24 protein-coding genes are annotated in these 25,041 nt (G+C 65.4%); 13 read left to right on the plus strand and 11 right to left on the minus strand.

Annotated elements, in window-relative coordinates; all coding sequences use genetic code 11:
* The first annotated feature begins 177 nt into the window (after window positions 1-177).
* Window positions 178-1,332, plus strand: a complete 1,155-nt coding sequence (locus QSK35_RS17620) for a L,D-transpeptidase (RefSeq protein ID WP_285747387.1) — start codon at window positions 178-180, stop codon at window positions 1,330-1,332.
* A 58-nt stretch (window positions 1,333-1,390) separates the two neighbouring features.
* Here the strand turns inward: QSK35_RS17620 and QSK35_RS17625 are convergent, their stop codons facing one another.
* Both QSK35_RS17625 and QSK35_RS17630 read right to left on the minus strand, forming a co-directional pair.
* Entirely contained in the window at window positions 1,391-2,206 is an 816-nt protein-coding gene (locus tag QSK35_RS17625) for a glutamate ABC transporter substrate-binding protein (protein WP_285747389.1), read from the minus strand.
* Between the two features lie 86 nt (window positions 2,207-2,292).
* A complete protein-coding gene (locus tag QSK35_RS17630; protein WP_285747391.1) occupies window positions 2,293-3,078 on the minus strand; it encodes an oxygenase MpaB family protein in 786 nt (261 codons plus the stop codon).
* 34 nt (window positions 3,079-3,112) lie between these two features.
* Here QSK35_RS17630 and QSK35_RS17635 point away from each other — a divergent pair, with 34 nt between their 5' ends.
* Window positions 3,113-3,523 carry a PPOX class F420-dependent oxidoreductase gene (locus tag QSK35_RS17635; RefSeq protein WP_285747393.1) on the plus strand — a complete coding sequence of 137 codons (411 nt, stop codon included), beginning with the start codon at window positions 3,113-3,115 and terminating at the stop codon, window positions 3,521-3,523.
* Window positions 3,520-5,121: a hypothetical protein gene (locus QSK35_RS17640; RefSeq protein WP_285747395.1), complete on the plus strand. Its 1,602-nt coding sequence runs from the start codon at window positions 3,520-3,522 to the stop codon at window positions 5,119-5,121. The genes QSK35_RS17635 and QSK35_RS17640 overlap by 4 nt, the downstream gene beginning before the upstream one ends.
* Here the strand turns inward: QSK35_RS17640 and QSK35_RS17645 are convergent.
* Genes QSK35_RS17645 through QSK35_RS17655 form a run of 3 tightly spaced genes read right to left on the minus strand, consistent with a single transcriptional unit; the run spans window position 5,109 to window position 7,036 of the window.
* Window positions 5,109-6,260, minus strand: a complete 1,152-nt coding sequence (locus QSK35_RS17645; RefSeq protein WP_285747397.1) for a WXG100-like domain-containing protein — start codon at window positions 6,258-6,260, stop codon at window positions 5,109-5,111. The genes QSK35_RS17640 and QSK35_RS17645 overlap by 13 nt on opposite strands.
* A 3-nt stretch (window positions 6,261-6,263) precedes the next feature.
* Window positions 6,264-6,572 (minus strand): WXG100 family type VII secretion target, encoded by a 309-nt coding sequence (locus tag QSK35_RS17650; protein WP_285747399.1) that lies wholly within the window; start codon window positions 6,570-6,572, stop codon window positions 6,264-6,266.
* A complete protein-coding gene (locus QSK35_RS17655; RefSeq protein ID WP_285747400.1) occupies window positions 6,569-7,036 on the minus strand; it encodes a YbaB/EbfC family nucleoid-associated protein in 468 nt (155 codons plus the stop codon). The genes QSK35_RS17650 and QSK35_RS17655 overlap by 4 nt, the downstream gene beginning before the upstream one ends.
* 131 nt (window positions 7,037-7,167) lie before the next feature.
* Here QSK35_RS17655 and QSK35_RS17660 point away from each other — a divergent pair, with 131 nt between their 5' ends.
* Window positions 7,168-7,659: a hypothetical protein gene (locus QSK35_RS17660; protein ID WP_285747402.1), complete on the plus strand. Its 492-nt coding sequence runs from the start codon at window positions 7,168-7,170 to the stop codon at window positions 7,657-7,659.
* Here QSK35_RS17660 and QSK35_RS17665 read toward each other — a convergent pair.
* The 3 genes from QSK35_RS17665 to QSK35_RS17675 are packed head-to-tail and all read right to left on the minus strand — an operon-like array spanning window position 7,656 to window position 14,503.
* Window positions 7,656-12,116 (minus strand): DNA repair ATPase, encoded by a 4,461-nt coding sequence (locus QSK35_RS17665; RefSeq protein ID WP_285747403.1) that lies wholly within the window; start codon window positions 12,114-12,116, stop codon window positions 7,656-7,658. The two genes, QSK35_RS17660 and QSK35_RS17665, sit on opposite strands and share 4 nt — an antisense overlap.
* Window positions 12,113-13,978 (minus strand): flotillin family protein, encoded by a 1,866-nt coding sequence (locus tag QSK35_RS17670; RefSeq protein ID WP_285747405.1) that lies wholly within the window; start codon window positions 13,976-13,978, stop codon window positions 12,113-12,115. The genes QSK35_RS17665 and QSK35_RS17670 overlap by 4 nt, the downstream gene beginning before the upstream one ends.
* 15 nt (window positions 13,979-13,993) lie before the next feature.
* Window positions 13,994-14,503, minus strand: coding sequence for a hypothetical protein (locus tag QSK35_RS17675; RefSeq protein WP_285747408.1), 510 nt, complete (start codon window positions 14,501-14,503; stop codon window positions 13,994-13,996).
* Window positions 14,504-14,603: 100 nt separating this feature from the next.
* Here QSK35_RS17675 and QSK35_RS17680 point away from each other — a divergent pair, with 100 nt between their 5' ends.
* The 5 genes from QSK35_RS17680 to QSK35_RS17700 all read left to right on the plus strand — a co-directional run bounded on the left by QSK35_RS17680 (window position 14,604) and on the right by QSK35_RS17700 (window position 18,987).
* The gene (locus QSK35_RS17680; protein ID WP_285747409.1) at window positions 14,604-15,422 is read left to right on the plus strand and encodes an LLM class F420-dependent oxidoreductase; all 819 of its coding nucleotides are present in this window, start codon (window positions 14,604-14,606) and stop codon (window positions 15,420-15,422) included.
* 9 nt (window positions 15,423-15,431) lie between these two features.
* Window positions 15,432-16,340, plus strand: coding sequence for a CobW family GTP-binding protein (locus QSK35_RS17685; RefSeq protein ID WP_285747411.1), 909 nt, complete (start codon window positions 15,432-15,434; stop codon window positions 16,338-16,340).
* Window positions 16,304-16,624, plus strand: a complete 321-nt coding sequence (locus QSK35_RS17690; protein ID WP_285747413.1) for a DUF4326 domain-containing protein — start codon at window positions 16,304-16,306, stop codon at window positions 16,622-16,624. The genes QSK35_RS17685 and QSK35_RS17690 overlap by 37 nt, the downstream gene beginning before the upstream one ends.
* 96 nt (window positions 16,625-16,720) lie before the next feature.
* The gene (locus tag QSK35_RS17695) at window positions 16,721-17,224 is read left to right on the plus strand and encodes a hypothetical protein (protein WP_285747414.1); all 504 of its coding nucleotides are present in this window, start codon (window positions 16,721-16,723) and stop codon (window positions 17,222-17,224) included.
* 332 nt (window positions 17,225-17,556) lie between these two features.
* Complete coding sequence (locus QSK35_RS17700) at window positions 17,557-18,987, plus strand: MDR family MFS transporter (RefSeq protein ID WP_285747416.1); 1,431 nt, start codon at window positions 17,557-17,559, stop codon at window positions 18,985-18,987.
* A gap of 46 nt (window positions 18,988-19,033) precedes the next feature.
* Here QSK35_RS17700 and QSK35_RS17705 read toward each other — a convergent pair whose 3' ends face one another.
* Together QSK35_RS17705 and QSK35_RS17710 are read right to left on the minus strand one after the other, a co-directional pair.
* On the minus strand, window positions 19,034-19,237 hold the full coding sequence (locus QSK35_RS17705) for a hypothetical protein (RefSeq protein WP_285747418.1): 204 nt from the start codon (window positions 19,235-19,237) through the stop codon (window positions 19,034-19,036).
* 455 nt (window positions 19,238-19,692) lie between these two features.
* Window positions 19,693-20,049 carry a hypothetical protein gene (locus tag QSK35_RS17710; protein WP_285747420.1) on the minus strand — a complete coding sequence of 119 codons (357 nt, stop codon included), beginning with the start codon at window positions 20,047-20,049 and terminating at the stop codon, window positions 19,693-19,695.
* Between the two features lie 844 nt (window positions 20,050-20,893).
* Between QSK35_RS17710 and QSK35_RS42845 the strand changes: the two genes are divergently transcribed.
* The 4 genes from QSK35_RS42845 to QSK35_RS17730 all read left to right on the plus strand — a co-directional run bounded on the left by QSK35_RS42845 (window position 20,894) and on the right by QSK35_RS17730 (window position 24,566).
* The gene (locus QSK35_RS42845) at window positions 20,894-22,075 is read left to right on the plus strand and encodes a DNA methyltransferase (RefSeq protein WP_502881669.1); all 1,182 of its coding nucleotides are present in this window, start codon (window positions 20,894-20,896) and stop codon (window positions 22,073-22,075) included.
* Window positions 22,047-23,186, plus strand: coding sequence for a DUF262 domain-containing protein (locus QSK35_RS17720; protein ID WP_285747422.1), 1,140 nt, complete (start codon window positions 22,047-22,049; stop codon window positions 23,184-23,186). The genes QSK35_RS42845 and QSK35_RS17720 overlap by 29 nt, the downstream gene beginning before the upstream one ends.
* Window positions 23,183-23,866: an MAE_28990/MAE_18760 family HEPN-like nuclease gene (locus QSK35_RS17725; RefSeq protein ID WP_285747424.1), complete on the plus strand. Its 684-nt coding sequence runs from the start codon at window positions 23,183-23,185 to the stop codon at window positions 23,864-23,866. The genes QSK35_RS17720 and QSK35_RS17725 overlap by 4 nt, the downstream gene beginning before the upstream one ends.
* A 151-nt stretch (window positions 23,867-24,017) precedes the next feature.
* Entirely contained in the window at window positions 24,018-24,566 is a 549-nt protein-coding gene (locus QSK35_RS17730; protein WP_285747426.1) for an HD domain-containing protein, read from the plus strand.
* A gap of 1 nt (window position 24,567) precedes the next feature.
* On the opposite strand, the gene QSK35_RS17735 is transcribed toward QSK35_RS17730, so the two are convergent.
* Complete coding sequence (locus QSK35_RS17735) at window positions 24,568-25,041, minus strand: NUDIX hydrolase (RefSeq protein ID WP_285747428.1); 474 nt, start codon at window positions 25,039-25,041, stop codon at window positions 24,568-24,570.

Below are 25,041 nucleotides of genomic sequence, written 5' to 3' on the forward strand. Positions count from 1 at the left end.
TTCACGGTCATAGCACTATGGGTGAATCAAGACCACTCGGGTACCCCAAAAGGGCGAAAAGGCCTGGTCCGGACCGGTGATCGCGCTGCTCAGAACGTAGTGATCGGGGTCACAAACAACGCCTAGACCCCTGACGCGTCACCTAGTTCGTCGAACGAGGGGACGCAGGGGGAGCAAGTGTCAAGGGCAGGGGTGGCGGCCGTACTGGCCGGCGTGGCGTTGATCGTGACCGGGTGTTCTGAGGGGACTCCGGCCGCGCAAACCAATGCACCACAACAACAACCGAAACCGAAGGCTGTACTGGAGGTGTCACCGGCGGGTGGCGCCGAGGGCGTCGCGCCTGCGGGGCCGTTCAAGGTGTCGGTGAAGGACGGGACGCTCACGTCCGTCGCGTTGACCGGTGCGGACAACCGGGTCGTACAGGGGGAGCTGTCCGCCGACAAGACGAGCTGGCTCGCCACCGAGCCGCTCGGCTACGACAAGGCGTACACGTGGTCCGGCTCCGCCGTGGGCGCGGACGGCGGGAATGTGCCGGTCGCGGGCACGTTCCACACGGTCAAGCCGGGCACCACGATCGCGGCGCGGTTCGACGCCGGGGACGACCAGACGTACGGCGTCGCGATGCCGATCGCGGTCAAGTTCTCCGCGCCCGTCAAGGACAAGGCGTCGGTCGAGAAGGCGTTGAAGGTCGAGACGTCCGTACCGACCGAGGGCGCGTGGGCGTGGCTGGACGACGCCGCGGTGCACTGGCGGCCCAAGGAGTACTGGAAGCCCGGCACGAAGGTGAACGTCTCCGCGAAGCTCTACGGCGTCCCGTTCGGCGACGGCGCGTTCGGGCTGGAGGACGTCTCCCTGCGGTTCAACATCGGTCGCGCTCTCATCGCCACCGCGGACACGCAGACGCACCGCTTCGTCGTCACCAGGGACGGTCAGCAGATCTTCGACTTCCCGGCGTCGTACGGGCTCGAGTCCGATCCGGGGCGCGTCACGCGCAGCGGCATCCACGTGGTGTCCGAGCGGCACGACTCGTTCAAGATGACCAACCGCAGGTACAACTACGAGAACGTGCCGGTGCAGTGGGCCGTGCGGATCTCCAACAACGGGGAGTTCGTGCACGCCTATCCCGACTCGGAGTACGCGCAGGGCAAGGAGAACGTGTCGCACGGGTGCGCGAACCTGTCCACCGCCAACGCGAAGGCCTACTTCGACGAGGTCATCGTCGGCGACCCGGTGGTCGTCACGGGATCGAGCGTGCAGTTGGGCGCGGAGGACCGCGACTACTACGACTGGTCGATCCCGTGGGAGACCTGGACCGGGAAGAGCGCTCTCTGAAGTGCTATGGGGGGAGCTTTCCAAGCGCCCAGCGCTTGGAAAGCTCCCCCCATAGCAACTAGCTCTTCTCGGTCACCTGGGGCGGCTCGGGGATCTGGTAGCCGGACGGACCGACGTTGCGTTCCAACGCCGCGCGCCATTCCCCCGAGCCGATCATCTTCTCGATGGCCTTGTTGATCGCTTCCCGGCTGACCGAGTCCGACTTGGCGACGCCGATGCCGTACCGCTCGGTGGTGAACGGCTTGCCGACCAGCTTGACCAGCTCCGGGTTCTCCGCGGCGAAGCCGGCGAGAATGACCTCGTCGGTGGTGACGGCGTCGACGTTGCCCGCCATCAGGCCGATGATGCAGTCGGAGTACTGGCCGTACTCGACGAGCTGCGCGTCCTTGGAGAAGTCGCTCTTCACCTTCTGCGCGGAGGTGGAACCCTTGACGGAACAGAGCTTCTTGCCGTTGAGCGACTCGGGACCCTTGATCGAGTCGTCCGAGTAGCGGACCAGCATGCCCTGGCCGGTCTGGAAGTACGGGCCGGCGAACGCGACCTGTTCCTTGCGCTTGTCCGTGATGGAGTAGGTCGCGACGACGAAGTCGACCTCGCCGCTCACGATCATCGACTCACGGGCGGCCGAGCGGGCCTCCTTGAAGGTGATCTTGTCCTCGGCGACCCCGAGCTCCTTCGCCACGTACTTCGCCACGTCGACGTCGAAACCGACGAACCGGCCGTCGAGCCGCTTCTGGCTCAGACCGGGCTGGTCGTACCGGACGCCGACGGTGAGCGCACCGGCCTCCGCTCTGCCCACGACCGTGCTGGTGTCCCCGCTCCCACACGCGGTTACCAGCACTGCGGCGGCGGCGACCATTGCAGCGCGACGCATCACGACAAGCCTTCCTGGAACGATTACGCAAATGTCGTGAGCAATGCTACGGAGTTCAAACCATGATCTACTGTGATGTGTGACAACTAGGGGAGCTTGCGCTTACTCGGTGTCACACCCGGTCCCAGCCGGTGAATTGCTTTCCGGATCTCGCCGGGCGGCACGAGCCGCCTGACCCGGCCGGGAATCAGCAGCGCGGCCCGTCGCAGCACCCGCAAACCCAGGTCAGGATGGCGGTACGGGGTGTACCCGTGCAGTTCGACGGCCCACGGCGGCAGCACCGAGTACGCGAGGTGGCCGACCAACGCCTCGTAGAGCGGCAGCCCGTGCCGCAGCCATCCGGTGACCCGCGGACCGTGCAGGAAGTGGTAGATCTCGTCGGACCACGGCGACCGCGCGAGTTCCGGCTGGACGCGGACGAAGTAGTCCTGCATCTCCGCGCGGCTGCCCGGCACCTCGTCGGCGTGCAGCCCGACGAGCGTCGCGGTCCGCCGCTGCTCGTCGAGGTAGAGGTTCTCCTGACGAGGCGTGAGCCCGTAACCGGCGCGCTGCATGACCGTGAGGAACGAGTAGACCTCCGCGCAGTGCACCCACAACAGCAGTTCCGGTTCGTCCACCCGGAGACGCCGGTGGACCGACCGCACGCGCCGCGCCGCGACGGCGAGATCGTCGGGTGCGCCGTAGACGGAGAGCGCGACGAACTCGGCCGTGCGCCGGAGCCGGCCCAGCGGATCGGTGTGGAAGTTGGAGTGCTTCACGATCGCCTCGGCCGCAACGGGATGCAGCGACTGCAGGTACAGGCTCGAGATCCCGGCGATCCACATCGCCGGGTCCGAATGCATCTGCCAGCTCACCGAGTCCGGATCGAGCATGCATTCATCGTGCGGGGTCGCTTAGATGAACGCCATGGATCTCGATGAGGCAAGGGAGATCGTCCGCACTCAGCACCGCGCGGTGTTCGCCGCGTTGCGGTCGGACGGCACACCCCAGATGTCGCCGGTTCTCGCGACCGTGGACGACGAGGGGTACGTCGTGGTCAGCACCAGGGAGACCGCGTACAAGGTCAAGCAGATCCGCCGCGACCCGCGCGTGACACTGTGCGTGCTGCCGGACAGCTTCTTCGGCCGCTGGATACAGATCGAGGGCGAGGCGACCATCGTCCCGCTGCCCGAGGCGATGGACGGTCTCGTCGGCTACTACCGCAGCATCTCCGGTGAACACGAGAACTGGGCCGAGTACCGGGCCGCGATGGAACGCGAGCAGCGCGTCCTGCTGCGGATCTCGTTGCACCGCGCCGGTCCGGACCGCTCCGGATGAAGCCGCACCACTGGCCGTGGGTAGCACTCGGGATCTCGGCCGCCGCCGCGATCGCCGCGGTCGTCGTGATCGGCAGCAAGTCGCCCGCGGTGAACATGCCGATCATGCTCGGCGTGCCGTTCGTGGCCACGTACGTCACGCACCTGGTGTCGCGGCGGGCGCCGAACAAGGTGCTGTTCGAGTTCCGCGTGGACCGCAGACCGAGCTGGTACACCGACGCCGTCGAGGTGACCGATCGCGGACTGGAGATCACCGCCGTGTCCGGCGCCGGGCGGATGGCGCAGGGGCCGACCAAGTTGTCGTTCGGTTTCAACGAGTTGCTCGGCATCGGCACGCGGGCGGCGGTGCCCGGTGAGGCGCCGTGGATCACGCTGTCGGACGGCCGTGGCCTGCCGGTTCCGGATGGCGACGTCGTCGTGTTGCGGACGACCGCCGGCGAACAGGTGCTGCCCGTCGAGGAGCCGCACAAGTTCGTTTCCCTTGTGCGGTCCCGGGTTTCCGGACTGCCGGACGTGCACTCCGCGGCCGTCGCCGGAAACGGTCATGTGGCCGAGGTCGGCACGCCCCCACCGTCTACCGGCGAGCGCACCACCCCGGTGCAGGGTCCGGCCACCTCGAACGCCGGACCGAGCCTCGCCGTCCGGTGGCTGGTAGGGGCGACGCTCGCGTTGACCGGAACCGTTGTGCTGCCTGCGATTGCGCTCGTCGTCGCGCACGTGCCGTGGATCGTCCTCGGGTGGGTGGGCATCGCGGGCGTCGTGTGGGTGCTGAACCGGAACGTGCCGCGCGTCTGGGGCCGGGTGGCGCTGCTCTCGGTGCCGCTCAGCGTGTTCTGGCTGCTGGGGAAGCACGCCTACATCTGGATCCCGGTGCTGGCGCTCTGCCCGGTGCTGGGCTATCTCGGCGGCCGGATGTTCCGGCTCGGCGCCGGCCTCGGCAAGAACGTCGAGGTACGCGTGCCGCTCCGCGATGGCGCGTCCTTGTACGTGCAGCGGGATCGCCTGTTGTACAAGCTGAACAAGTCGAAGCATGGCGGCGTGCATCCGCAGGCGCTGTGGCTGGGCGACCTCACGCTGGTACAGCCCGGCTCAGCGCAAGATCTGCAGGCCTGGCCGATCCCCGGCGGAGTGAAGATGCCGGTCGGCGCGAGTCCGATGCTGCGTCTGGTCGCACCGCCACAGCAATGGATCCTGCCCGTGAACGAGGCAAGCGAGCTGGCCGAGCTGATCAAGTCACGGCAAGGCGTGCCGTCGCATCCGACACCGCTGTCCATCCAGGAATGGCGTGAGTTGCGCTCGTGGGCGGCGTTGCGGACGACCGGAACGGATCGGGGCAATTACAAGACCGTCGGCATCGGCTGGCGGCTGTTCGTCGCCGCGGTCGCGGGGAACTTCGGCTGGATGTTCCTGTCCACCAAGCTCTGGCCGGGCGCGGCGTTCGCCCTGGGCCTCGCCGTGGTGTTGCCGGCCAACTGGTGGCGAGTGCGCGAGCGGATGCGCGTGGCGGAGCACAACGTGCTGCCGCCGGACAGCCCGGACTGGGGCGAGACCCGTCCGGATCACGCCCCGATTCCGGGCTGGCAGCCCTACTTCTGCTGAGGCGGCGGGTCGGGCAGGTCGAGCCGCCCGACCATCCGCGGCGGGTTCGCCGAGGACTTGACGTTGTAGTCGCTCTCGGTCGGGTCGTTCACGTTGTTCGGCCCACCGTCAGCGGGGATCCACCGGCCCGCCCGGTCCGAACGCCAGCCACCTTCATAGGGGTTGCCGCCCTCGGCGACCCGGACGGTCGACCCGTCGGGCGTCTGGAAGGTGTGGCCCTGGGTGTTGTGCCCGGCGGTGACCGAACCGTCGGGCGACGTGCCGGTTTCCCACGTCTGGCTGAGCCCTTCGTGCCTGCCCTGCATCCCGCCGACCGCGCCGCCGACACTGCCGGACACACCTCCGGACAGGATCGCGGAACCGAAGTCCTCCAGCCCGACCTTGCCGTGCGCCAGGTTGTTCAGCACGTTGCCGCCCGCGCCGGCGATGGCGCCCTCGACCGCGCCGCGACCGGCGGCCTGCACGAAGTTGCTCGTCGTGTTGCCGAGTCCCTTACTTGCCGCGCCTACCGCACCGGACGCGACACCCGCGGCGACACCGGCGATGCCCGCGTCGACGGTCTTGCCGACGTCCCACGACTTCCGCTCGCCGGTGGCGAACTGGATGCCCTGGATCGCGGCGTCCACACCGACGTTGATCGCGACGTTGATGATGATCTGCTTGATCAGTTGCTGGAAGATCATCTGAACGGTCACGCGCGTCGCGGCCTGCGCGATCGGGATGCCCGCGGTGGACGTGCCGAACGTCGCGACCGCCGAGGCGATCATCGCGGCGATCTGCGCCGCCAGGATGATCAGCGACGCGATGATGCTGAGCTTGGTGTACTCGATGCCCAGGGCCGCGTTGTCACAGCCCGACGCGAGGTCCGTACACAGTTGCTGCAGGTTGACCAGGTACGCGTCGCCCTCGGTGTACTTCTTCCAGTACTCCTCGAACTTCTCCGCGGTCTGCCCGCTCATGCAGCCGAGCGCGGCGGTGGACGCGGTGTTGCCGTCCCCGAGCACCTCTCCGACGGACTTGGCCGCCGCCTCCCACGCGTCGCGCAGCGCGCGGAGCTTCGTCTCGTCGCCTTCGGGCCACGACGCGCCGACGACGATGGGCGTGAGCCACTTGACGGCGTCCGGAATCTCGATGCCCATGACTCACTTCCCTCCGAACGACTTCGCGCCGCCCTGGTCGACCGCCTCCCAGGTGTCCGCGGAGGCGTCGAGGCCTTCGCGGACCGAGTGGATGCCCTCGACGAGCAGCGGGAACGCCTGGCGTCCGGACTCGGCGAGCGGCTTGTAGGTCTTGGCGAACTCCTGGCCCGCCTCGTCGTTCCCCCAGCACTCGCCCTGAGCGTCGAGGGCCGACCGCAGCGTCTCCCATGCCTGCTGCAGCTTGTCGCCGGCCGCCGAGAACTTCGGCGACGCCGACCGCAGCGCGACGGGGTCTACCTCGAGGTCGCTCACCAGTTGCTCCCGCGCAGGTAGGAGTCCGGCGGCTCCTCGTCATCGGGCCGCTGGGGCTGTTGAGCGACCGGTGGCGCCTTCGGGATGAGGTCCTTCAACGACGGCGCGCCGGGGAAGAGGTCCGGCAGGTCGGGCAGTCCTTCCTGATAGGGCGCGAGCGCGGCGTCCGCCTGTTCTCGCGCCTGCAGGGCGGCTCGTTGGATCGTCTCGACGATCGACCGGCCGAGCTTCTCCGGCGTGCTGCGTTCGAACGCCGCCGGGGCGAGCTTCACGTCGGTGACGATGCCGCCCGCGTTGACCGTGGCCTCGACCAGTCCGTCCTTCGACGTGGCCTTTCCGGTCTTGGCCAGCGCGTCGGCCTGAGCCTGTTTCAGTTCCGCGGTCTGCCGTTCGAGGTTCGCCAGCATCGTGTCGACCTGGCTGCGCAGCGCCGCGTTGCGTGCTTCGAGTTCTGGGTTGCTCACTTGGTGGCCCCCTCACGAACGAGTGATGTGCCTGCCAAGACCACACCGGATGAGGCTGTTCAGCGCAACCCGGTAACACGATTCGTGAGGGGAACGATTCCACGGGGACAGTGCTGGCCTGGGGAGTCTGAATGAGTGTGGTGAGACGTCGCGGTCTCGGTGTCGCGGCCGTGCTGCTGCTGGTCGCGGCGGCGGTCACGGCGGTGCTCGCTGGTGCGGGCGCGCGTCCGGTCGACATCCGCATGGTGCAGCCCAAGGCGGCGCCACCGGAGACCGTGAGCGCGTCGGCGACCACGACGATGCCCGCGATCGCTCCGCCCCCGCCCGCGCCGGACCCCGTTCCGGCCGGCCAGCAGGTGATCCCGGCCACCACCGAGCCGCCCGCCGCACGTCCTCCGGCCCCGACCACCACGTCGAAGGGCGCGTTGCTGCCCGACCTGATCAACGGCCTGTGCGACTACATCTACCGCGACAGCGGCGGGGTCGAACACTGCGTGCCGTGGGTGCTCGACATGCGGGACGCCTGCACGTGGCTGCACGAACAGGGCATCGACAAGATCGAGGTGCGAGGCGAGGACGACTTCGGCCTCGACCTCGATCTCGACGGAATCGCCTGCGCCTAGCCGGAAGCCTTCACCTGCTCCCAGCGCTCTCGCTGCTCGTCGGTCAGCCGGCCGCGCAACTCGGCCAGCTTGAGCAGGTTGGCCTCGGCGTTCGACGTCAACGTCTGCGCCTCGCCCAGGTAGTGGTCGTCGATGACGGCCTCGACCTCGGCGTCGTTCATCACCGGGACGATCCGCGCCGCGAGCTTGTTCATGTTGCGGTAGCTGCCCTGCAACAGGAACGGCGGCTCGGTGCGGGACTCGTCGGACTGCGCGGCGGACGCGATGTACGCCCGGTTGACCCGCAGCACGACGTCGCGGACGTGGATCAGCTTGCGCAGCACGGACATGACCCGCTCCTGGTCGGACGGCACAGGCTCGTTCACGGCTCGCACCAGCGGTTCGACGTCGGTGATCTGCGAGAGGGTTTCGTTGGACGTCAACGCGTTCTCGAGGTAGCTCAGCGCGAAAAGCTCCTCGCGGCCGGACAGCACGTCCCCGAGGTTCCACACGTCCGCGCGGTTGGCGAGCATGTCCGGGATGCGGAACAGCTTGCCGGACTCGGTGTACGGGTTACCGGACATGCACACCGCGAACCGCTTGCCGCGCAGGTCGTACGTCCGCGTGCGGCCATCCCACACTCCTTCCATCTTCCGCTGTGCGTCACAGAGCGAGATGAACTTCTGCAGCAGCTCGGGCGAGGTGTGCTGGATGTCGTCCAGGTACAGCAGGACGTTGTTGCCCATCTCCAGCGCGAAGTTGATCTTCTCGACCTCCTGGCGCGCGGTGGCGTTCGGCGCCTCGGCCGGGTCGAGCGAGGTGACTCCGCGGCCCAGCGCCGGGCCGTTGACCTTGACGAACACCATGCCGAGCCGGTTCGCGACGTACTCCATGAGCGTCGTCTTGCCGTAGCCGGGCGGGGAGATGAGCAGCAGCAGACCGGATCCGGCGCGCAGCTGCTTGTCCAGGTTCTCGCCGATCAACGGCAGGTAGACCTGGTCAACCAGGCGGTTGCGGACGAACGAGCTCAGCACCTTCGGCCGGTACTCCTCGAGCCGCAGCGCTTCCCGTTGCCGCGTCAGGAGCTCGTCGCGTTGCCGTTGGTACGCGCGGAAACCGGGGACGCGTTCCGCGGTGAACACTCGCGTGCGCGCCAGCAGTTCGTCGAGGCGGATCTCCAGTTTCCGGTCCTTGATGCGCGGGTGTGTGCCGAGCAGGCCGGTGACGGTCTCGGTGATCGTCGCGGACGAGTCGTGCCGCGGCAGGTCCGGGCAGAGGATGATCGCCACCGCCTCGGGGTCTGCTTCATCGAAGGCACCTAGCCATGCCTCGATCAGCTGCTTGCGCGCGTTCAGGTCCGACACCTCGGTGAAGTCCTCATCGACCCTCGCCTGGAACCGGTCCACGAGCTTGCGGGCGTTCGCGCTGGTCACGAAACCCTTGCCCGCGGCCAGTTCCTCGAACAGGTACTCGCCCGCCAGCGCGTCGCCGATCGCCTCACCGAACTCCGCGCACAGCAGGTCGATCTGCGGGCTGTGGCCGAAGACGTCCCGCAGCCGGCCGAGCGAGGTCGCCCGGTGCGTCCAGCTCTCGTCCGCGTGCTGTGCCCAGAAGATCTGCGCCTTCGCCCGCGCCTGCGGCGGGTACCTGAGCAGGCCGGCGCCGTTGTGCAGGCGGCGCAGCACTTCGAGGATCTTGGCCGCGTCGTGGTCGTGCACACCGCGTTCGTAGCCTTCGTCGTACCGCTGGTGGACGGCCTCCACCACGTCACCCGAGTGGAGCAACGACGCCGCCAGGTACTCGGCGCGGTAGACGTCGTTCGTCTCCGAGACGATCAACTGGTCCCAGAACGGCCTGGTCTGTGCGAACGCCTCGTCGCGGACCGGGCAGCGGTAGTCGGTGCCGGTGAGGGCGAAGAACATCTCGCCGTCGCGCGGCACCATCGTGAGGTCCATGGCCTCCCTGGTGACCGCGAACCGGTGCCGGCCGAGCCGGATCGACTCGCCTTCGAACAGGTCCAGGCGGTCGCGCAACGCCCGGCCGGCCTCCTGCCGGGCGGCGTGCAGCTTCCCGTCGAGCTCCTCGGCCCGCACATCGCCGAGTTCGCGCAGCTCATCGGCTGTCTTGCGGACTTTGGCGACCATCGGGTCGGACGCGAAGTAGGTGTTGATGTCGTCGACACTGGCGAGCGTCTCGGTGCGGCGGCGGATGCTGCCGAGGATCCGGTCCGCGGAGCCGGCGAGCCGGTCGGCGTGCCGGGCGCGTTCGTCGAGCAACGTCTGCTTGCGCGCCGAGAACGCCTCGTAGACATCGGTCCGCTTGGCGCCGATGTCGGCGAGGAAGTCGTCGAACTCGCCGAACCGCGACTCGAGGTTCTCCAGCTGCAGCAACAGCCGGCCGAGCTGGTCGTCGCAGCGTTGCGGCGTGTCCGCGACGGCCAGCGCACCCGTCACGGCCTGGCCGAGCAGGGCGAACTCGGCGGCGAACTCGGCGCGTCCCTCATCTCGCGCGAGCTCGCGGCGTCGTCCGTCCACAGTGGCCCGTGCGCGGTTCACGCCGGCGATCACCTCGCCGATGTGAGCGAGGATTCCGGTGCGCACCACGGCGTCCGCGATGTCGAGCGTGCTGACGACCTCGGTGAGCACCTCGAGTCCGTCGGTCAGCTCGTCGAGCCTGGTCTGGAGCGGCCGGGCCTCGGCGACCGTCGCGAACGCCTTGGTCGCGATCGCCTCGACCTCGTTGTGGTGCTCGGCGAACGCGGCGTCGCCGCGCAGGAACTCGACCGCGCGCCGGGCGGTGGCGTTCAGCTCCTCGGCGATCGCCTTGTCCAGCAGGTCGATCTCGGCGAGGTCGACGTACTTGACGTCCCTGAGCGTGATCAGGTGTCCCTGCGCCCGGCGCAGGTCGGCAAGCAGGCGCACCCAGGTGTCGGCGTCCTTCGGCGCCGCGCCGCGGGCCAGCCGGACCAGCTTCCGGCTCTGTTCCCCGGCGTCCTCGACCGCCTTGGCGGCCTGGTCCGTCAGCTCGCGGACCGTCTCGAACTCGTCGAGTACCTGCTCGGCGGTGGCCTTGACCTCGCTCAGCGGTTGCGCGACACCGAACTCGTCCAGCCAGTGATAGGAGTCGAACACCCTGGTGCACAACGAGATCAGGCCCTCGAACACCGGCGCGGACGGTGCCATCTCGCCGACCATGCGGGCGACGGAGAGGACGTCGGAGATGCCGCGCACGAGGTCGGCGTTGCCGATGCGGGCGAGCGGACCCTCACCCTGCGTTTCCTCGACGCTGTACGGGGTTCGCCACACCTGCATCGGGTGCACGCGCGCGGGTTCCTCGGACGTGGCCTTGAAGATCACGAGCGTGCCGTCGTCGAACAGCGAGTAGCCGTGGCAGACGATCGGGGTCGCGACCTCCTTGCGGATCACGTTGTACGGCAAGAGAAGCGTGCGGCCCTCGCGGCGCGCGTGGAAGACGTACAGGACGTCCTCGCCGTTGCCGGACCGGATGACGCGTTCGAACTCCAGGTCGTCGGTGTCGGTGTCGAACGTCTTGGCGGCGCCGGTGGCCAGGTAGTAGCCGCCGGGGAAGATGACGCCCTGGTCCTCGGGCAGCCGCTGACAGGCCTGCCCGATGCCGTCGAGCCGCACGACGCCCTTGGTCCGCGTGTTGAAGACGAGGTAGCGCGTGGTCTTCTCGTTGTAGGGCAGGATCTTCAGCATAATCAGCGCGCCGAGCCGGGTGTAGCAGACCTCCGCATCGGCGAGGCTCTGCAGCGGTTCGTCGACCGGTTCGCGGAAGACACCCTCGCCGGTCTCGGTGTTGTTCTCGATCTTGATGGTGAGGTCGCCGCCGACCGTCTCGACGAACACCTCGTCCTCGATCGAGATGTGCGGGTGCCTGCCGAGGACGTGCTGCTCACGGGTGGTCGGAATCCACTCGAAGTCGTGCGGTGGCGGGAAGACGTGGTCGCGTTCGCCGCGGTTGTCGACGTAGGTGACCGTGCCGTCGGCGGCGATGGTCCAGCGCAGCACGCGGATGTCCTCGATGCGCGCGCCGGTCTGGAACACCGCGAGCAGCCGGCCGTCGACCTTGCGCAGCTGCAGCAGCCGTGTGTCGCGGTAGTACCGGTACAGCTCGGCGAAGTCCTTGCGGAACCGTTCGTCGTCGAGGAAGTCCGCCTTGGTCTTCCTGAGGCCGTCGCGGGTGTGGACGGCGAACACGTCGTCCACGGTCGTCTCGGGCTTGAGGCCGATGAAGACGTTGTAGCCGAACAACATCACGTCGCCGATCGCGACGATGTCGCGCGGCACGCAGTTGTGCTCGGTGCGGATGCGCTCGGTGCCGGTGAGGGTCAGTTCGGTGCTGCCGAAGACCTCGACACGCTGCTGGTTGAGGTCTTCGGCGCTCCGGGCGAGCCCGGCCGCCTGGTCGGCGAGCCGGGCCCGCAGCACCTCGTAGGCGCCGTGGTCGAGCGTCACTTGGCCTGGTCCTTGGCGAGCTGGGACAGCATCGCGGTGGCGGCGAGGTTCTGCGCGTCACCCGTGCCGAACGAGCTGAGCACCTTGGTGAGGTCCTCGGGGAAGCTCTTGCTGCCGTTCAGCCATTCCTTGGCCAGCGCCTGCGCGACGTCCGAGTGCTCGACGAAGCCGTCGACGGACTTGCCCATCGTGATCGCGCCGAGGACGTTGTGGAAGAACGTGCTCTCGCCGCCGACGATGTCGATGTCGGCCTTCTCCAGGCCGGCGGCCAGCACGATCGCCTGAGACTCCGCGATCTGGCGCTGCGTGTCGATGCCGGCGAGGCGGATCTCCTTCTCGGCCTCCAGGCGCAGGCGGTACTCCTCGTGCTCGCGCGTGACGGCGTCGAGCGCGGACATCGCGTTCGCCTTGTGCTCCAGACCTTCCGCCTCACCCTTGAGCTTCTCGCGGATCGCGGTGGCCTCGACGAGCGCCTTCTCCTTGCCCACCACGGCCTCCGCGAGACCGACGGCCGCGGCCTCGGCCTGCACGCCCTCGGCGAGCCGGATCTTGGCGCGGGCGTCGAGCTCGGCGGCCTGCTGCCGGGCCTCGGCGAGCAGGACCTCCTGGCGTGCCCGGTGCTGCGCGGCCTGTTCCGCGGCCTCGGCGGCCTTGATGTCCTTGACCAGCGCCTCCTGCGCCTGTGCCTCGGCGGCGATGACGACGGTCTGCCGCTGCCGCTCGGCCTCCTCGACCGCGCGCAGCCGCTTGATGTTCTCTTCCTGCTCGGCCACGGTCTTCTCCACCGCGACGCGCTCGCGCACGAGGTCGGCAATGGTGCGGCGCTCGGCTTCGAGCTCCTTGTCCTTCTCGATCATCCGGAGCGAGGTCTCCCGCTCCCGTGCGATGACCTCGAGCAGGCGGTCCTTCTCGATCCGCTCGTTCTCGATCGCGATGACGCGCTCGCGGTTCTTCTCAGCGACGGCGACCTCGCGTTGCTTGTTCTCGTGCTGGATGCCGAGCTGCTCGTCGGTGCGGATCGCCGCGGTGGTCGCCTTGAGGCGTTCCTCGGCCTGCACCTTGGCCGTCTCGGCCTCCTCGCGGGCGCGCTGGGTCTCGATCTCGCGCCGCTGCTTGATCTCGGCGTCGGCCTGCCGCCGTTCGAGCTCGAGGACGGCCTCGCGCGCGTCGACGTTCTGGCGGGTGATCTCCTTCTCCTCGTGCCGCTGCAGCTCGTTCGTGCGCACGTGCTCGATCGCGGTCAGCTCGGTGATCTTGCGAATGCCCTGCGCGTCCAGGATGTTCGCCGGGTCGAGCTGGCTGAGCGGCGTCTGCTCGAGGTAGTCGATGGCCGCGTCCTCGAGGCTGTAGCCGTTGAGGTCGGTGCCGATGACCTGGATGATCCGGTCCCGGAACTCGTCGCGGTGGGTGTAGAGGTCGACGAAGTCCAGCTGCTTGCCGACCGTCTTCAGCGCCTCGGAGAACTTGGCGTTGAACAGTTCCTGCAACGTCGTGTCGTGGCTGGCGCGGTCAGTGCCGATGGCCTGGGCGACCTTGATGACGTCCTCGACGGTCTTGTTGACGCGGACGAAGAACGTGATCCGGATGTCCGCCCGGATGTTGTCCTTGCAGATAAGGCCTTCGTTACCCGCGCGCCGGATCTCGATGGTCTTCACCGAGATGTCCATGACCTCGCTGCGGTGCAGAATCGGCAGCACGACCGTTCCCGTGAACGTCACGTCCACTTTTCTGACCTTGGACACGATCAGCGCCTTGCCCTGTTCGACCTTCTTGAACAGCCGTCCTACCAGCAAGAACACCGCGATCGCCACGACGAAGACCACGGCGATGAGCACGCCGAGGCCCACGGAGATAACACCCATTTCCTTGCCCCCCTGTTAGTTGACCTCGACGACCCAGAAGAACTCGCCGGCGTCGTCGTAGTCGAAAATCAGCGCGGTGCTTCCGCTGCTCAGTTTGTTCCCGTTGTGGCGCACCTGGATGACGGCCGACGAACCGTCGTCCGCGGTCACCTCGGCCTGGCCGTACTTCTCGGTGACTTCCTTGGTCCTGATCACGCACAGGCGGCCTACGAAGTCGTTGCGGCTGGGGAGGATCTCCTGGCCGAGCAACTTCCGGACCGGTTTCATGACCAGCGCCGTCGCCGCCGCGCCCGCGGTGATCGCGATGGCGATCACGAGGTACTTCTGGTTCAGGTAGCTCGATCCGACGAGCGACGCGAACCAGCTCAGCAGCACCCACAGCGACACCGGCACCGCGTAGATCGCCACGTCGTCGATCTCCACCGCTCCGAACGCGGCGACGAGCCAGAACGCGACCATGACGACGACGGCGACGCTGAACCACAGCGTGGGGAAGGACAGCGCTGCGTCCACGAACTGTTTCATCGGCCTCCCCCCTTCGTTGCCGCTTGAATGCGTCTCGGCGCCGGTTTGTTGCATCGGGCGGAATGATCGACGTCACGGTCCGGTTGACGTGGTCATGGACATGGGGGTGCAAGGCTTCAACACCAAGACCACGATCGATCCGGCTTCGACCCGTTCGCTGGCCACTTTGGTGGAGTCACTCGGCTACCGGTCGTGGTGGGCTTCCGAACACGTCGTGCTGCCGTCACCGCGGGTGGATCCGTCGCCGGCGGATCCGACCGAGCCGCTGCTGGATCCGCTGGTACATCTGTCATACGTCGCCGCGGTGACTTCCAGGCTGGAACTCGGCACCGGCATCCTGATCCTGCCGCAGCGCAACCCGTTGGTACTGGCCAAGCAGGCGGCGTCGCTGGACGTGCTGTCCGGCGGCCGGTTCGTCCTGGGGGTCGGCGCCGGCTACTTGGAGCCCGAGCTCTCGGCCGTCGGTGTGCCGCTTGCCGATCGCGGCGGGCGGACCGACGAGTACCTGGACGCCATGAACGCGTTGTGGCACTCGCCCGCACCTTCGTTCTCGGGCAAGTACGTCTCTTTCAGTGGCGTCGACGCACACCCGCGGCCGTCCGGTATCCGCGTCGTGGTGGGTGGGCACAGTGCCGGTGCGCTGAAGCGGGCTGTTTCTCGTGGCCACGGCTGGCTGGGCATCGGGTCGCCCGCGGACATCGCCGGACATCTGGACCGTCTTCGTGCGCTGTCGTCCACTGTGGAACGGCCGGCTTCGCTGGGCCCGTTGGAGATCAATGCGATCCCGCTGACGTCGTTGGACGCTTCACTGGTGCGTCAGTACGAGGACCTGGGCGTTTCGCAGTTGGTGATCAACCCGCCGATGATCCCCGGTTCGGTCGAGGAGGTGCTCGAATCCAACGCCGGGTTCATCGGTTAACTTGGACGCGTGATCCCGGTCGTCGTTCTCTGCGGTTTCCTGGGTAGCGGCAAGACCACCCTGCTGAACCACCTGCTCCGCAGCGCCCGAGGCACCCGCATCGGCGTAGTCGTGAACGACTTCGGCCAGGTCAACATCGACGCGTTCGCGGTCTCGGCACAGGTCGACTCGATGGTGTCGCTGTCCAACGGCTGCCTGTGCTGTGCCGTCGATGGTTCTGAGCTCGGCGAGATGCTGTCCCGGCTGGCCTCCGCCGACCTGGACGTGATCGTCATCGAGGCCTCGGGCCTCGCCGAGCCGCAGACGCTGGTCCGCATGGTGCTCGACGCGCCGGGCGTCACGTACGGCGGCCTGATCTACGTCGTCGACGCGGTGGAGCACGCCGCTGTTCCGGACCTGGACAAGCACCTCCGGATCGCCGACCTCGTGGTCGTGAACAAGATCGACCGCGGGTCGGTGTCCCTGGACGTCGACGTCCCGGTGATGCCGGTGTCCTTCGGGCGCATCGACCCGGCCGTGCTGTTCGAGGTCCGGCCACCTTCGTCCGGTCCGCGCCAGCTGTCGTTCGACGATCTGGACGACCACTCGACGCACGCGCATGCCTCTTACGCCAGCGTGTCCGTTGAGCTGGATGGCGTCGTGCATCCTCGGTTGTTCATGGAGTTTCTGCGGTCGCGACCGCCGGGCCTGTTCCGCATCAAGGGTTTCGTGAACTTCGGCTTCTCGTCGCTGGCGCTGCACACCGTGGGTGCTTTTGTGGAGTTCACCCAAGCTCCCCGGCGCCGGACCCAACTGGTGCTGATCGGGACGGACGTCAGCGGGCTCCGGGAAGCCGTGGAATCGTGTGTGGTGACCGAGCCGTTCGACGAGCAGGAGATGCTGTGGGTGCTCAGGTACCTACAACAGCCGTCAACCTGAAGGGCCACCGCGACGACCCGGCGTACGCCGACGTCGTCTACGTCGGCCGCGCCATGCACCGCGGCGGCTGGCACCTTCCCGCGTCTCCCTTCGCCAGCCCGTTCCGCCCAGGGCCGGACGGGACGCGGGAGGAGGTTCTGGAGAAGTACCGCTCGTGGCTGCTCGACCAGCCTGCCCTGATGGCGCAGCTGCCTTCGTTGCGGGGCAAGCGACTCGGCTGCTGGTGCGTCCCCTTGCCGTGCCACGCACAGGTGCTGGCCGAGCTGGCCGATACCTGTCAGTAGCTTTGACCACAAACGATTGCAGCGCCCTGTTCACGTTGGGTTGACTTGGTTTCACCGCCGCCGAGATCAGAGACAACTCACGGAGAACCGCAAAACATGCGTACCCCCCGTCTGATCGCGGCCCTATCCGCAGTCGCGCTCAGCTTCGTCACCGTGCCCGCCGCTTCCGCTGACCCCACCGTCAGCTGCACCGGCGGCGCGATCAAGTCGCAGTTCACCCCAGGCCTCACCTACCAGCCGCGGACCCAGTCGGTGCGGACCGACGCCTACTCGTACTGCACCGGCTCCCGCATCTCGCGGGCGACGGTCACGCTGAACACGTCGGGTACCGGCCAGTGCGCGCCCATGGGCGTTCCCGAGGGTTCCGGGTCCGGCGTCATCAAGTGGTCCGACGGCTCGTCGAGCCAGTTCGACGCCACCGTGTCGATCATGCTCACCGGGTCCGACATCGCGGGGGAGATCACCTCCGGCCGGTTCGCCGGTCAGCAGGTGGAGATCCGGGGTGGACAGGACTCCGAGCTCGGTGACGCGGTTACCGCCTGCTACACCGGGTCGCTGCGGGTGCTGTCCAGTGAGGTGGAGCACCTCACCGTCGGATAGTTCCTTGAAGGGGCGGGAGCAGTTCCCGCCCCTTCAGCTGTCGTCTGGCGGAGGAGGAGCGGAAGGCACTCCATCCCGCCCGAGCCGCGCCGGTCAGCAGGACCTCTGTCGTGAGTAGGACCACGCGGCTTGTCGAATCGCGCTCCTGCCGTTCGACGGGTTGTCAGACGGACGAGGGCCCGGAAATTCGGGTGAGACGAGCGCAGCGATGAGGAACACTCGGCCAGACCGATGAATTCCGCCTGATCTGCCGGTCTCTACCGGTGTCACGAGTTGACACCGGCGGCCTTGGCCGCGACGCGACTGTGCCAGCAACCTAGTGAGGTCCTGTCATGCCTGCTGCGATCCAAGACCGCCCGACCGCACAAGCGGGCCGAACACCACTGGTGGTACGCCTCCTGGTGCTGGCCACGTTCGTGGTGATCCTCAACGAAACGCTCATGATCAACGCGATCCCGCGGTTGATGGAGTCGATGCACGTCACCGAGCAGGCGGCGCAGTGGGTGTCCACCGCGTTCATGCTCACCATGGCCGCCGTGATCCCGATCACCGGCTGGTTCCTGCAGCGGGTCACCACCCGCCAGGGTTACGCGATCGCCATGGGCGTGTTCCTGGCGGGAACCGCCCTGTCAGCCGCCGCACCGTCGTTCGCGGTGCTGCTGCTGGGCCGGATCGTGCAGGCCGGCGGCACGGCCGTGATGATGCCGCTGCTGATGACCACGTTGATGACCGTGGTGCCCGAGCAGGACCGGGGCCGGGTGATGGGCAACGTCACCCTGGCGATCTCGGTGGCGCCGGCCCTCGGCCCCGCCGTGTCCGGCCTGATCCTGCAGCTCGGCTCGTGGCGACTGCTGTTCGTGGCAGTCCTGCCGATCGCGGGTGTCGTGACCTACTTCGGGCTGCGCCAGATGACCAACATCGGCGAGCCGCAGGTGAGCTCCATCGACTGGTTCAGCGCGGCCGTGGCGACCCTCGGCTTCGGCGGCCTGGTGTACGGCCTGAGCCTGTTCGGCGAGGGCGACGCCCAGCTGGGCCCGACCATCGGCATCGTCATCGCCGGTGTCGCGACCATCGCGGTCTTCGTGTTCCGCCAGCTCAAGCTGCAGCGCACCGGCGCACCCCTGATGGACCTGCGCACCCTCGGGTACCGCACCTACGCGCTGGCGTTGATCCTCATGTGCGTCGCTTTCCTGGCGATGATGGGCTCGATGATCCTGCTGCCGCTCTACCTGCAGAACCTGCGCGGCCTCACCCCGTTGCAGACCGGTCTGCTGCTCATGCCGGGCGGTCTGGCCATGGGCTTGCTGGGACCGACCGTCGGCAGGCTGTACGACCGTTTCGGCAGCCGCCCGCTCGTCCTGCCGGGGTCGATCGGCATGGTGCTAGCGCTGGCCGGGTTCACCCAGGTGTCGATGTCGATGCCGTACTGGCAGATCCTGGGCCTGCACACCCTGCTGATGCTGAGCCTGGCGGCGACGTTCACCCCCATCTTCACGCTCGGCATGGGGGCGCTCCCGCCGAACATGTACCCGTACGGCAGCTCGATCCTCGGGACGTTCCAGCAGGTCGCCGCCGCGTTCGGCACCGCACTCGTGGTGACCGTGATGTCCGCGCGTACCAGCGGGCTGGTCGCTGACGGTGTCACTGCCGTGTCGGCCCAGTTGAGCGGAATGAAGCTGGCCTTCCTGGTCGCGACTCTTCTCGCTGCGGCAACGATCGTCGTAGCGGCCCTGCTGCCGAGCCGGACGTCCGCGAAGTCCTGAGGCGTTGCCACAAGGGGCCCGACGGTATCCGTCGGGCCCCTCGTGACTAGTTGAAGCCGCCGTAGAACCACCATCCGCGCGGTGCGCTGATGTAGTAGCCGCAGGGGTCGGCATAGTCGAAGAGCACCCTGGCTTCGTTGCACTCTTCTTCGGTTTCGTACGGGCCGTAGTAGTCACCGGCCGCGGCATTCGCCACTCCGCTCATTGCCAGAGTGACTGCCAGGGCGACACCCGCTGCCGCATTCCACACTCGACGTTCCATAACCGTCCCCAGATTGTCTTGTTCAACGAATCAACGGTGACACCGAGGCGTCGACGTGCGCCGATGCCTCGCCAAGACGTCTATCACAAGCCATCCACCGGCGCTGTTGTACCGGCCGGTATTCACCAGCATCAGCGACGAACGAACAACTCTTGCCGCCACGCAAACCGTAGGCAAATTCGGCTGCTCCGCTTATGGCGTGGACATCGAAGGAACGGTTTTCTGCCTGTGAGAGGCGACAAGTCTGTAGGGCTGACCGGGATGCCCCCAACAACCACTGCGGGCCCTGACGCAGTCGGCCGAACGCCGACGAGCGCCAGGGCCCGCTACGGGTGGGCCGCCAGGGGCTCGAACCCTGAACCCGCGGATTTCCAGACGTCCCTTGTCGTCCTTTGACATTGATGACCGACAGTGGTCACCACCTGCGGCTTCGCCGGTTTGATCTATGCACTGTGGACAGTCGTTGATGGACGCTTGTCGTCGTTTTGTACGGGTAAGGTGTGGGGACGATCTTGTTCCGACCACACGAGATCACGGCTACCAACACGCGCCTGTGGGTCAATCGCAGCACCTTCACGATACGACTGGCCATCGGCTGAGGCGCTGGGCGCCATGAAGATCGGAGTCAGGTCGACGGCCGGCCGGAACACGGGCGTCAATCGGACAGGCTCAGTCACATTGAGTTCGACCTCGGGCAGCGTCGATGCCTTCCGGCCGTGCTTCGCCATCGCCAGGTCGCCGAGTTCGTAGCGGCCCCACAGGGCGAGCTGGTTCGGGTTGGCCGTGCGCCTGGTCCCCATCTGCTGTCTCCCGTCCGGCTGCCGACAACAGTTCCGATGAAGGTCGGTGGCTGGTCGCCCCCGTTCCCCCGGCCCTTGCCGCAGTTAGCGCCGAGACGTTGGTGTCAAGGGTGGGCGTAGCCCATCGCGGAGCGACGCCGTAGGCGCCCTTGATGGCGGCGGCTCGGTGTTAAACGATCTCGGGCTCCGGGGGATAGCCAGCGAATGCCGCATGCGCTCAGGATCCGTCCGCCGTCGGCGGCGCGCTGCTGTGTTGGTTCGGGGCCGCGCCGCGCGGCCGACGGGCGGAGCGGAGCGGGAGCCCGGCGTGCCGCGATGGATGGGAGACGGTGCCAACGTGACGGGCACAGCGCGCGCCGCCGCCGGCGGCGGCGCTCTTGATCCTGTAGAGCGGAATTCGGCAGCCGAACCCCTGGACACCCGTGGACACCGCGAGTACTACATGACACCCGCAATCGATACGCGTAACGGGAGATGCAGCCCTAGCAGCAAGAGTGAATGGCTACGTAAAGGCAACAACAGCACCAAAGGCACCCTTCACCTAAGAGAATCGACACCAGCCTAAACAGGCTTAAGCGTCTTCGTTTTGAGAACCTATGTTGACCAGCGGTTCCGCGGGCACCGGCGCCAAGCTACGTGGGCTGCCTGAGCTGGTCCGTAAGTCTCGTACTAGACTAACGCGCCCCAGCATGGTCTATTGATGGTCACGACACGAGCGGAGGCTAAGGTGGCCGGCAGTCCGATGAGCCAGACTGGCCGCCAGACGGATGCTTCTACCGCGCCACCAGCGCATGTTCGTCACCGAACGCTCTCCCCTAAGCGACCAAAGCTTGAAACCGCAGGCATGGCTGACCTGTTCCCATACTATGCTGGCTTCTCTTTCGAATGGGCATGCGAGGAACTGGCGTCGATCAGGACCTCAGACTCCGATATTGTCTTTGATCCTTGGAACGGAAGCGGGACAACGACCGCAGCCGCGCAATATCACGGTCTACGCTCGGTCGGAATCGATCTAAACCCAGTTGTTAACATTATTGCCCAGCTACGCGTGCACATAGGTGAGATCGGAGAGATATGTTCCCGTCCACCTGACACAGCTGATGTGGAAGTTGCGCTGGATGATCCTCTTTTGGCATGGCTTACACCTCCAACGACTTCACGTATACGATCTTGGACCCAGGCGCTTAGCGAGATCTCAGGCCCGGCATCTACGCTAGGCTTGGTAGCCCTCTTCAGAGTGGTTCGCAGAATCACGAGATCATTTGAAGGTAGCAATCCCACGTGGGTTCGTCGAGCTTCAACAATGACGCAACTCATCGATGTACCCGTTCACGCCCTGGACCAGATGATCGTTGGTGAGCAAGAAACTATTCTTCAGCGCCTGGGCGCTGAAGGTAATCGGCACTCAGACGTGCTGCTGGCCACAGCATCATCCACAAACATTCCTTTGGCGGATTCGTCGGTCGATATTATCCTGACGTCCCCACCATATCTTACGCGGCTAGACTACGCCGTGGCACATGCGCGCGAGCTGGCCGTATTGAGCATTGACATTGCTAACGATCGGACATTGCGTCGTGAACTGATGGGCACGACGTTGACGCGTCCGCTCTCGGGGCGGCCCATCGGTTCGTATGGCGTTGAGGCAACAAGCCTGATCGAGCAGGTTAGAAGCCATCAAAGCAAAGCCTCTGCAGGCTACTATTTGAAGCAACTATTGCAGTACCTTGATGACCTGACATCCAGTCTTGATGAGATATCACGTGTCGCCACACCGACTGCAAGTATGGCACTTGTTGTACAAGACTCGTACTACAAGGACATTCACGTTAAGTTGGCAGAAATTTGTGCAGAAGAAGCGAGCACTCGAGGGTGGACCGTTAAGGATCGCGCTCCATTCGAGGTTACACGCCTTCTGACAATGATGAATACGGCTGCTCAGGCCTACAAAAAGGGTAAGGTCTCGGAGACGGTGGTCACCCTCGAGCGGAGGCACGATGGATCAGGTGCAAAAGTCTGCGAGTAGCCTCATCGAGGCCGTTGACAAGAAGATCACGGCAGTACGAACTCAGAGCCTCGACTTCTCGTTCAACGAGCTCGCCGACATGTATCGCGAAAACGAGTTGATCATTGATCCTGACTTCCAGCGCATGTTTCGATGGACCGATGGTGCTCAAGCTCGCTTTATCGAGTCTTTGATACTCGAATTGCCCGTACCACCGATTTTCTTGATCGAGCAGGAAGACCGTGTTTACGAGCTGATCGATGGGCTTCAGCGCATATCGTCTTTCCTTCACTTCCGCGGTGAGCTCAAAATTAATGGCGAACCGCAGGAGCCACTTAGACTGGTTGACTGCGATATCGTGCCAGAGCTCAATGACCTCACATACGCCGACCTCCCCAAGGCACTTGAGATCAAGCTAAAGCGAAGCTATATCCGCGCAGAGATCCTGCGAAAGGAAAGTGACCCGCGGCTTCGCTACTATATGTTCAAGCGGCTCAACACCGGCGGTGAGATACTCTCGGAGCAAGAGGTTCGCAACGCCACGATCCGCTTGCTGTCGAATGACTTCAACAGCTTTATTGCGAGCATGAGCACATTCGCAGACTTTGAGTTCTGTATTGATATCATTTCGGAAACGCAAGCCCTCCGCAAGTTTGATCAAGAGCTTGTGCTGCGATTCTTTGCATACAAGAATGACATCGATCGGTATCGACACGACGTTGCAGACTTCCTAACAGACTACATGGAAGATGTTTCGGATCCGAGCACGCCGATGTCGTTTGACTTCAATAGCGAAAAGACTGTCTTTGAGAAGACGTTCCGCATTCTGCGACTTATCGCCGAAAATCTAGGTATCGACTCGAAGATTTTTGGCAGCATGACTGGAGCTGGCGAAGCGCGCAGTCAGTTCTCGGTTTATCACTATGAAGGGCTGACTCTCGGACTTCAGGGTGTGCTTGCTGACATCGATCCTGAGAACGGCGAGCAAATTGGTCGCCTGGCCGCCGTTGTCAGGCGAGGCAAGGCGGACAAGGAGTTTCTCCGGCATTGCGGCGCCGGTAAGAACTACCGAAATCCTCTCCTGGCTCGCATCGAGTACTTCAAGAGCCGGTTTCAGGAGGTGATCGCTTGAATATCTCTGAACTGCGGTCACAGCTTGAAGAGGACCTGGCATGGCGGCTGGACGAGCTCAGACACCTTCGCAATTCGCTTCTCGGCTCGATTGACCGCGATAACTGGCCAGTAGCGGCAGTGCGCGCTATCCTGGTTATGCAGTACGCACATCTTGAAGGCTTCACCCGCCAAGCGTTCTCCGTGTACGTTTCAGCTATCAACGAACGCCAGCTCGTTGCCAATGACGTTCAGGCGAGCGTTTTTGCATCCGCTCTCGTTGCCGAGTTTGACGCGCTTCGCCTGGGGAGCGGCGGCGACCAGGAAAGTGACGAGGGCCGTCTCACTAGACGCGCAAAGACTCAAGTGGAGTTTGTCGAAAAGCTTCGTCGACTGAACGAAGGTCCCCTCGTCATCGACGCATCATCCGCCGTTTCAATGGAAATGAACTTTGGCAGGGATGTGTTGAGGCGGACACTCTTCAGGCTCGGCATACCTGAAGATGCAGTTTCCAAGGAGTACTATAACTCATTGGAATTTGTTAGAACCATGCGAAACGACATTGCGCATGGAACCCGTAAGAACCGCATTGAGCCGGGTTTGTTTGAGGCACATCGGGCGAAATGTGAAGCTTTTATGAATGACCTCGCCCGGGTAATCACCTCTGCAGTTACCAACGAGTGGTTTCGGTGCGCTAGCTAGTTCCTTGGTCAGCAGGGCTGAGCGCTTTCGTCATGGGTTAGCCAGTCCTTCGCGATCCTGACTGCGACCGGACAGGCGACTAGCGCTACGTATACATGTCGATCAAGCCGTTCTGGATGACATTGACAAGCCCGGCCCATACGCTGTTGTCGTGGACCTGATTTCGTGGGCGTTTGCGGTGGCGCAAGAGGAGCTGGCACACACGCTGCCTCACCGTTGGGCGCATGTCCAGGGAGTGGAGAGTCGGGCGCGACAGGCGTCGGACCTATTCAATGGGGATGACCGGCAGATTCTGATCTCAGCCGCGATATTGCACGATGTGGGTTATTCCCCACGCCTTGCGGTTACAGGGTTTCACCCCTTGGACGGTGCGCGACATCTTGCCACTCTGGCTGCTCCCGAACGACTTTGCGCGCTCGTAGCTCATCACTCGTGCGCATACCGCGAGGCTGAGTTGCGTGGCCTGAACAGCGAGTTGGCAGTATGGGTTGACGAAGAGTCCTCATTGCGTGATGCGCTGTGGTGGGCGGATATGTCGACCACGCCTGACGGTGAACCAACGAATGTGCATGACCGGATCGAGGAGATTGAGAAACGCTACGGCCCAGAGGACCTGGTGACTTTCTTCATCCGGCAAGCCAAGTCAGAGCTTGTGGCAGCGGTTGAGCGAACCGAAGACCGACTTCGGCGGCTGGGTTAGGTCAGGCGGTGAAGTATGTGGTGGGGCGTTCGTCGAAACCGTGCTTGATGCGGAGCCGGATCGTGGGGTGGATGTTCAGTGTCCCCAAGTCTCCGCGGCTGATCCAGTGGACTTCGCTCGACTCGTCGCTCGTGCGCAGCTCACCGCCGACCGGCCTGGCGCGGAAGCAGATCGAGAACTCCTGCCGCACCTCGCCGTCGGTGTATGCGATTACGTGGGCAGGGTCGGAGTAGACGCCGATGATGTCGACGGGTTCGACGTCGATGCCAGTCTCTTCCTTGACTTCGCGGACGACCGTCTGGCCGATGGTCTCGCCTACGTCCTGCGCGCCACCGGGGATTGAGTACATGTCGTTGTCGGTGCGTCGGATCATCAGCAGCCGGCCTTGCTCGTCCTGCACGAATGCGGTCACCGCCACGACGATGTTGGTCGCCTTCGGGGCGTTCGGGTCGTTGTAGTGATCGGTGCGCGCCAT

The sequence above is a fragment of the Lentzea sp. NBRC 105346 genome, assembly GCF_030269605.1.
In the GTDB taxonomy this organism is placed as follows: Bacteria; Actinomycetota; Actinomycetes; order Mycobacteriales; family Pseudonocardiaceae; genus Lentzea.

Excerpts from the sequence above, each read along its gene's own strand:
- QSK35_RS17680 (WP_285747409.1), top strand. The coding sequence starts at position 14,604 with ATGGGGGTGCAAGGCTTCAACACCAAGACCACGATCGATCCGGCTTCG.
- QSK35_RS17735 (WP_285747428.1), bottom strand. The coding sequence starts at position 25,041 with ATGGCGCGCACCGATCACTACAACGACCCGAACGCCCCGAAGGCGACC.
- QSK35_RS17640 (WP_285747395.1), top strand. The coding sequence starts at position 3,520 with ATGAAGCCGCACCACTGGCCGTGGGTAGCACTCGGGATCTCGGCCGCC.
- QSK35_RS42845 (WP_502881669.1), top strand. The coding sequence starts at position 20,894 with ATGGCTGACCTGTTCCCATACTATGCTGGCTTCTCTTTCGAATGGGCA.
- QSK35_RS17645 (WP_285747397.1), bottom strand. The coding sequence starts at position 6,260 with ATGGGCATCGAGATTCCGGACGCCGTCAAGTGGCTCACGCCCATCGTC.
- QSK35_RS17720 (WP_285747422.1), top strand. The coding sequence starts at position 22,047 with ATGGATCAGGTGCAAAAGTCTGCGAGTAGCCTCATCGAGGCCGTTGAC.
- QSK35_RS17660 (WP_285747402.1), top strand. The coding sequence starts at position 7,168 with ATGAGTGTGGTGAGACGTCGCGGTCTCGGTGTCGCGGCCGTGCTGCTG.
- QSK35_RS17675 (WP_285747408.1), bottom strand. The coding sequence starts at position 14,503 with ATGAAACAGTTCGTGGACGCAGCGCTGTCCTTCCCCACGCTGTGGTTC.
- QSK35_RS17630 (WP_285747391.1), bottom strand. The coding sequence starts at position 3,078 with ATGCTCGATCCGGACTCGGTGAGCTGGCAGATGCATTCGGACCCGGCG.
- QSK35_RS17695 (WP_285747414.1), top strand. The coding sequence starts at position 16,721 with ATGCGTACCCCCCGTCTGATCGCGGCCCTATCCGCAGTCGCGCTCAGC.
- QSK35_RS17670 (WP_285747405.1), bottom strand. The coding sequence starts at position 13,978 with ATGGGTGTTATCTCCGTGGGCCTCGGCGTGCTCATCGCCGTGGTCTTC.
- QSK35_RS17635 (WP_285747393.1), top strand. The coding sequence starts at position 3,113 with ATGGATCTCGATGAGGCAAGGGAGATCGTCCGCACTCAGCACCGCGCG.
- QSK35_RS17625 (WP_285747389.1), bottom strand. The coding sequence starts at position 2,206 with ATGCGTCGCGCTGCAATGGTCGCCGCCGCCGCAGTGCTGGTAACCGCG.
- QSK35_RS17710 (WP_285747420.1), bottom strand. The coding sequence starts at position 20,049 with ATGGGGACCAGGCGCACGGCCAACCCGAACCAGCTCGCCCTGTGGGGC.
- QSK35_RS17700 (WP_285747416.1), top strand. The coding sequence starts at position 17,557 with ATGCCTGCTGCGATCCAAGACCGCCCGACCGCACAAGCGGGCCGAACA.